Raw genomic sequence first — 6,431 nt, 5'->3', positions numbered from 1 at the left:
GTGGATACGGCTTCCTGACCTTCCCCCGATGATCAGTCGGGAACTATCACCCCAACATAGCGTGGTAGTCGAGATACAAGGGTGGATGGCGCTTTTTACATCCACCGTGACTCGGTTTGGTTCCGTGGAGCGCCACCCGGTGGATCGATGAAGCGTGATCCACCCTACGGGCCTACAGGAAGCGGCGCGTGTTCGCCCGCTGTTCACGAAGCTGACTCAACATCGGTACGCTTTTCGTAGGAGCGAGCTTGCTCGCGATCATGGTTCGGCGTCCGCTTGGTGCCGGTTGCCTGGGCGAGTGTGGATCGCCAGCAAGCTGGCTCCTACTGAGCCGGTGCGTTCGACGTGCTGGGTCTGAGCTCGTAGAGACCTGCCGGCGGTCGCCGCCAGGCTCCCTCCAAAAAAAAAGATGATTGCAATCAAGTCTGCCAAAGCCCCCAACCCTGTAAAAAGTAGGCCTGGCTCCGCGATTCCGGAGCGATCACTGTTCTGACCGGCAGGGCTTTGCCCCTCCAGGCAGATACGAGCAAGCTCAGGAGGCCTTTGTGCAAGTTATCGATCGGCGAAAAGCCTTGAGTATCCCGCCCGTGTGGCGGCTCGCCTTTCGCCCGTTTTTTCTCGCCGGCAGCCTCTTCGCGCTGCTCGCTATTCCTTTGTGGATCGCTGCGTGGACTGGCCTCTGGCCGGGCTTCCAGCCAACCGGTGGCTGGTTGTCCTGGCACCGCCACGAAATGCTGTTCGGCTTCGCCATGGCTATCGTTGCGGGCTTTCTGCTCACGGCGGGGCAGACCTGGACCGGTCAGCCTGGCGTATCGGGCAACAGGCTGATAGCGCTGGCCGTAGTCTGGCTGCTGGCGCGTCTCGGCTGGTTGTTCGGGCTGCCGTTGGCGCTGCTGATTCCGCTCGATCTGCTGTTCATGCTGGGTGTGACCGGGCTGATGGCGCGCATGCTCTGGGTGGCCAGGCAGAAGCGCAACTACCCGATCATCGCCGTGCTCGGTCTGATGACGGCCGCCGATGTGCTGGTGCTCTGTGGCATCGCGCTGGGCGATGACGGTTTGCAGCGCCAAGGTGTCCTCGCTGGGCTTTGGCTGGTGGCGGCGCTGATGGCCATCATCGGCGGACGCGTGATTCCTTTCTTCACCCAGCGTGGTCTTGGCCGCACCGAAGCGGTCAAGCCGCGGCTCTGGCTGGACGTAGCGTTGCTGGTGGGCACCGGTCTGATCGCTGCGCTATACGCCGCCGGCGTTGCCTTGCAACAGAACCTCGGGCTCGGCGTGCTGTTTCTCGCCATTGGCGCCGGGCATCTGCTGCGGCTGGCGCGCTGGTACGACAGCGGCATCTGGCGCGTGCCGTTGTTGTGGTCGCTGCACCTAGCCATGCTCTGGCTGGTGATCGCCGCAACCGGGTTGGCGCTGTGGAATTTCGGTCTGCTGGACAGCTCCAGCTCGTCGTTGCACGCGCTGTCGGTCGGTTCCATGGGCGGCTTGATCCTGGCCATGATTGCTCGCGTCACGCTCGGGCATACCGGCCGGCCGTTGCAGCTGCCGTCCGGTATCGTCAGCGCCTTCGTATTGTTCAACCTCGGTGCGGCCTCGCGGGTGTTTCTGGTTACCGAATGGCCACTGACTGGCCTGTGGCTTGCCGCGATCTGCTGGACGCTGGCGTTCGCCCTGTATGCCTGGCGCTATGCACCGATGCTGGTCACCACGCGGGTCGATGGCCACCCAGGCTAGACGCTGAACAAACCTCTTATCCCGCCAACCCCTAAAGAAATGCTGCCTGCCCATTCCGGGACGGGCAGCCTGCGGCCCGGCAATTGCCGGCATCGGAGATGATGATGAAAAATGAATTCAATGAACGCCTGGCCGTCGTCACCGGTGCCAGCTCGGGTATTGGGTTGGCGCTGTGCACCGCACTGCTGCAGCGTGGTGCGCGGGTATTGGCCATGTCGCGCAGCTTGGGCGGTTTGGCGCAGTTGATGGAAACCTATCCTGAGCACCTGCACTGGGTCGAGGGCGACGTGACCTCAGCGAACGACCTGCAGCTGCTGGCGCGTCGGGCTGCCGAACTGGGGCCGGTGGACTATCTGGTGCCGAACGCGGGCATCGCCGAGCTGGGCGACAGCCTCGATGTGGCCTGTTTCGAGCGCCAGTGGGCGGTCAATGGAGCCGGCGCCCTGAATACCCTGGGGGCGTTGCGTGCCGAGCTGGCCAAGCCCGCATCGGTGGTGTTCATCGGCACCTTCCTGACGCGCAGTACCTTCCCGGGGCTGGCGGCCTATATCGCCAGCAAAGCCGCACTGGTCGCACATGCTCGCACCTTGGCGGTGGAGTTCGCTCCGCTGAGTGTGCGTATCAATGTGGTCTCTCCGGGTCCGACTGCCACCGCGATCTGGGGCACGCTGGGGCTGCCCGATGAGCAACTCGAACAGGTGGCCGAAGGCGTCACTCAGCGTTTGCTTCCGGGACATTTCCTCGAGTCCTCTGCGGTGGCCAACGTCATCCTGTTCCAGCTCTCGCAGGGCGCCCGTGGCGTCTACGGCCAGGATTGGGTGGTCGACAACGGCTACACGCTTCACTGAACCCCGCGAGGCAGACCATGTTTTTCAGATGGAAACGAGCCGCCCGCGATCTGCAGCTGAAGCATGATCGGCTGCAGCAAACCTGCGCGGAGCAAGCCGCGCGTATCGCAGTGCTGGAGGCACAGGCAGCCGCTGCCGCCGCCGCCAGCGTCGATGGGCAACACCAGCTGGACTATTACCGCGGCGTTGCGGGCAATCTGGTCCGCTTCAGCCATTCGGTCGAGCATCTGGGCGACTCGTTCGAATACCTCACTGGCCAGCTCAGCGAAAACCGCACGCAGGCCGAGCAGGTTGCTGACGCCGCGTTGAGCAATCAGCAGCATTTTGGCGAGCTACAGAACAAGGCGGTCGAGATGGAGAGCGGGCTTAGCCAGGCTTCGCAGCAGGTCGACGCCCTTGCGGCCCATTCGCAACAGATCAACGGTATCGTCGATCTCATTAGCGGCATCGCCAGCCAGACAAACTTGCTCGCCCTCAATGCGGCCATCGAGGCGGCGCGGGCTGGTGACGCCGGTCGCGGCTTCGCTGTGGTTGCAGGGGAAATCCGCAGCCTGGCGGAAAAGACCGCATTGGCTACTGCTGATATCGTTCAGGAAATCACTCAGGTGCAGGCCGAGATCGCCAGCGTTCACGCTTATATCCAGGTGCAGGGTGGCCTCGCGCAGGGGTTCAGCCGTACCACCGAACGGGCCGTGGCGGCCATGCAGCACCTGCATCAGTTGGCCGGCAATATGCGCCACGGGATCGAGCGTTCCTCGTTCCGTGCGGGCATCGAGGTTGGCCAACCTCGATGAGCTGTCGCTCAAGTTCGTCGTCTACAACCAGGTGCTCGGTTCGGACAGCCAGCAAGCGCCGGTTTTGCCAAGCGAGCGTGAGTGTCGCTTCGGTCGCTGGTACTACGGGGAAACCAATCGCGGCATGCACCGGCTGGAGCACTTTCCGCAGATCGAACGTCCGCACACGGCCGTCCATCAACAGGGCCAGCAGGCCATCGAGGCGTTTCGTCGGCAGGCGCTGGAAGACGCGCTCGGCCATATGAGCGAGATGGAAGAGGCCAATCTCGAGGTGATGCGCATCGTTGCGGCGCTGATTGGCGAGCAGGAGAAAGAGGCGCGGCCTGCTATCAGCCAAGCGTGTTAGCAGACTCGGTAAGCCATATTTCCGTGTCTTTAACCGTCCGATCGCGTCAGGGCTTGCCTGTTGCTGCAGATGAGACAAGCCAGCTAGAAACTTTGATAGCAAAAATACTGCAGCAAAGAATCAATACTATTCATTAGCGTTGGGTCCGGCGCGCACCGACAATGTGCGCCCGATTCGTCCGGTGCCCTTATTTGAGGCATCGGACCTCCTTTGATCGTCTGACACGGCCCGTCATGCAAGCGGTTGGGTGTGGAGGCGATCAACAGACTCAACGCAAGCAGGAACCATGCAGGAACGCCTTTTAGACTGGTGTCGATCCTTTGCGCCCGTGCCTTTATCGGCGCGCCCCGCTGAATGGCTGCGTGCCGCAACGGGCATCGGCTTGGCGTTGTTGCTGGTTATCCCGTTCAGCGCCTGGGTGTTCGGAATCTCTGTCACCCTGCCGCTGGCTGCGCCGGCGGCTGCGTCCGCGGTGTTGCTGTTCGCGGCCTCGTCGAGCCCCTTCGCCCAGCCATGGTCGGTGATCGGCGGCAATCTGTTGGCCGCTGCCATCGGTATCGCGCTGGGTGCCAGCCCCTTGCCTGTGGCGATGGCGGCCGGCCTGGCCGGGGCGCTGGCGATCATCTGCCTGTTCGGCTTGCGCTGCCTGCATCCGCCGGGTGCGGCGCTGGCGCTGGTGGCGGTGGTCGGCAGTCCGGAGCTGCACGCCTACGGGTTCCAGTTGCTCTTCCCGGTAGCGTTCAACTCGTTGCTGCTGGTGGTGGTGGCGCTGCTCTACAACAATCTCAGCGGACATGCCTACCCCAAGCCGCGCCCGCAGAAAGGCAACACTCATCACACCCATGACCCGTTGCCCAGCGAGCGCATGAGCTTCAGGGATGACGACGTGGAGCGGGCGCTGGCCGAGTTCGGTGAATACGTCGACGTCACCCGGGATGATCTGGCACAGCTGATCAAACAGACCGAAAAGCATGCGTTGCGGCGCAGCATGGGCGAGATAACCGCCGCCGATATCATGTCCCGCGATCTTTACTGGGGCACCCCGGACTGCTCCATTCAGCGGGCCTGGCAGAGCCTGCGCGAGCATCGTCTGCATTCGTTGCCGGTGGTCAAGGGCGAGAGCCGTGAGCTGCTCGGCATCGTCACGCTGGTCGACCTGCTCAAGCATCTGCGCTCGACGCCGGCGCGTCTGCGTCTCAGCCAACTGAAACGCGCAGGCGGCGCACGGCTGCGCTCGATCATGAGTACGCCGGTGGTCACGGTTAACCCGGACACGCACATGGTCGATCTGGTGTTCCTGCTCTCCGATAAGGGCCTGCACTGCCTGCCGGTGGTGGACGCCGAGCAGCGCCTGGTCGGCATGATCACCCAGACCGATCTGATCGCGGCGCTCTATCGGAACTGGCTGAAACACTTGCCGACTGAAGCGCCCACGGCCTGCTGGGATGACGCCTGACTGGCAGTGGGTCATCGCGCCCTGCATCGCAGCCCGCGGAAGGCACTGCCGGAACCTGTGGCATAGTCGCAGTGCCTGAGTGCTATATCTCTTCCAAGCCGAGCCCATGCAAGACCCTTTCAACGACTGGCTGCGATCCTTCTTTCCGGTGCCATTGAGCGTGGGGCCGAAGGAATGGCTGCGCGCGGTGATCGGCGTGGGTCTGGTGGTGCTGCCAATGGTTTCCATTGGTCTTTGGCTGTTCGGCGGCCCGGTCACGCTGCATATCGTCGCGCCAGCCGGCGCCTCGGCGGTGATCCTCTTCAGTGCATCGTCGAGTCCCTTCGCCCAACCCTGGTCAGTGCTCGGTGGCAACCTCATTGCGGTGACCATTGGCATCGCGCTGGGCGCCAGTGCCTTGCCCACCGTGGCAGCGGCGGTCCTGGCCGTGTGCCTGGCCATCGCCTGTCTGTTCCTGCTGCGCTGCATGCATCCGCCAAGCTGTGCGCTGGCGATGGTCGCCGCCATCGGCGGGCCGGGGATCAGCGAGTTGGGGTATGGCCTGCTGATCCCGGTGGCCTTCAACTCGCTGCTGCTGATTGCCGCTGCGCTGGTCTACAACAACCTCACGCGCCATCCCTATCCCAAACCGCGCGCGGCCAGTAGCGCAGAGCAGACTGGCAGTGTCCCGCTGGGTGAGGAGCACATGAGCTTCACCAGCGATGACGTGGACCGTGCGCTGGAGGATTTCGGTGAATACGTCGACGTCACTCGCGACGATTTAGTGGACTTGATCAAACGCACCGAGACTCATGCCATTCGCCGCAGCATGGGTACCGTCACCGCTGCCGACATCATGTGCCGCGAGTTGCACTGGGTCGACCCAGCGGCCCGGATACGTCAGGCCTGGGACATCGTGCGTCGGCACCGTCTGCATTCGCTGGCCGTGCTCGAGCCAGGCAGCGGCAAGCTGGTGGGCATTCTCACCCTGACCGATCTGCTGCAGCACTTCGAGCCCAGCCCGTCACGGCTCAACCTGCGGCGGCTGACGTTCGGCCGTGAGGTGCGGGTGGAGGGGATCATGAGCGCGCCGGCGGTCTCGGTGCATGAAGACGCGCATCTGGCCGATCTGGTCCATTTGCTGGCCGACCGCCGCATGTCTTGCTTGCCCGTCGTCGACGCCGAGCAGCGCCTGGTCGGCATGATCACCCAGAGCGATCTGGTCGCCGGGCTGTACCAGAACTGGATGAAGCGGCTGAGCAGCTGAGGCGT

The 6,431-nt window shown here is 63.5% G+C and carries 5 protein-coding genes and 1 pseudogene; all 6 read left to right on the top strand.

Annotation, left to right across the window (positions count from 1 at the left end; translation table 11 throughout):
* The first annotated feature begins 545 nt into the window (after positions 1 to 545).
* A complete protein-coding gene (locus tag ACIGHL_RS21085) occupies positions 546 to 1,736 on the top strand; it encodes an NnrS family protein (protein WP_128121558.1) in 1,191 nt (396 codons plus the stop codon).
* A gap of 104 nt (positions 1,737 to 1,840) precedes the next feature.
* On the top strand, positions 1,841 to 2,584 hold the full coding sequence (locus ACIGHL_RS21080; RefSeq protein ID WP_128121559.1) for an SDR family NAD(P)-dependent oxidoreductase: 744 nt from the start codon (positions 1,841 to 1,843) through the stop codon (positions 2,582 to 2,584).
* Positions 2,585 to 2,979: 395 nt separating this feature from the next.
* Positions 2,980 to 3,378 (top strand): annotated as a pseudogene (locus tag ACIGHL_RS21075) (methyl-accepting chemotaxis protein); the annotation flags it as partial.
* On the top strand, positions 3,362 to 3,724 hold the full coding sequence (locus tag ACIGHL_RS21070) for a CZB domain-containing protein (RefSeq protein WP_241509277.1): 363 nt from the start codon (positions 3,362 to 3,364) through the stop codon (positions 3,722 to 3,724). The pseudogene ACIGHL_RS21075 and the gene ACIGHL_RS21070, both read left to right, overlap by 17 nt.
* A 286-nt stretch (positions 3,725 to 4,010) precedes the next feature.
* Positions 4,011 to 5,180, top strand: a complete 1,170-nt coding sequence (locus ACIGHL_RS21065; protein WP_128121560.1) for an HPP family protein — start codon at positions 4,011 to 4,013, stop codon at positions 5,178 to 5,180.
* A 106-nt stretch (positions 5,181 to 5,286) separates the two neighbouring features.
* Positions 5,287 to 6,426, top strand: coding sequence for an HPP family protein (locus tag ACIGHL_RS21060; protein WP_128121561.1), 1,140 nt, complete (start codon positions 5,287 to 5,289; stop codon positions 6,424 to 6,426).
* Positions 6,427 to 6,431: the final 5 nt, after the last annotated feature.

The organism is Pseudomonas sp. NPDC077451 (assembly GCF_044543345.1).
Classification (GTDB): Bacteria; Pseudomonadota; Gammaproteobacteria; order Pseudomonadales; family Pseudomonadaceae; genus Stutzerimonas.
This window is presented reverse-complemented; position numbering and strand designations above follow the sequence as displayed.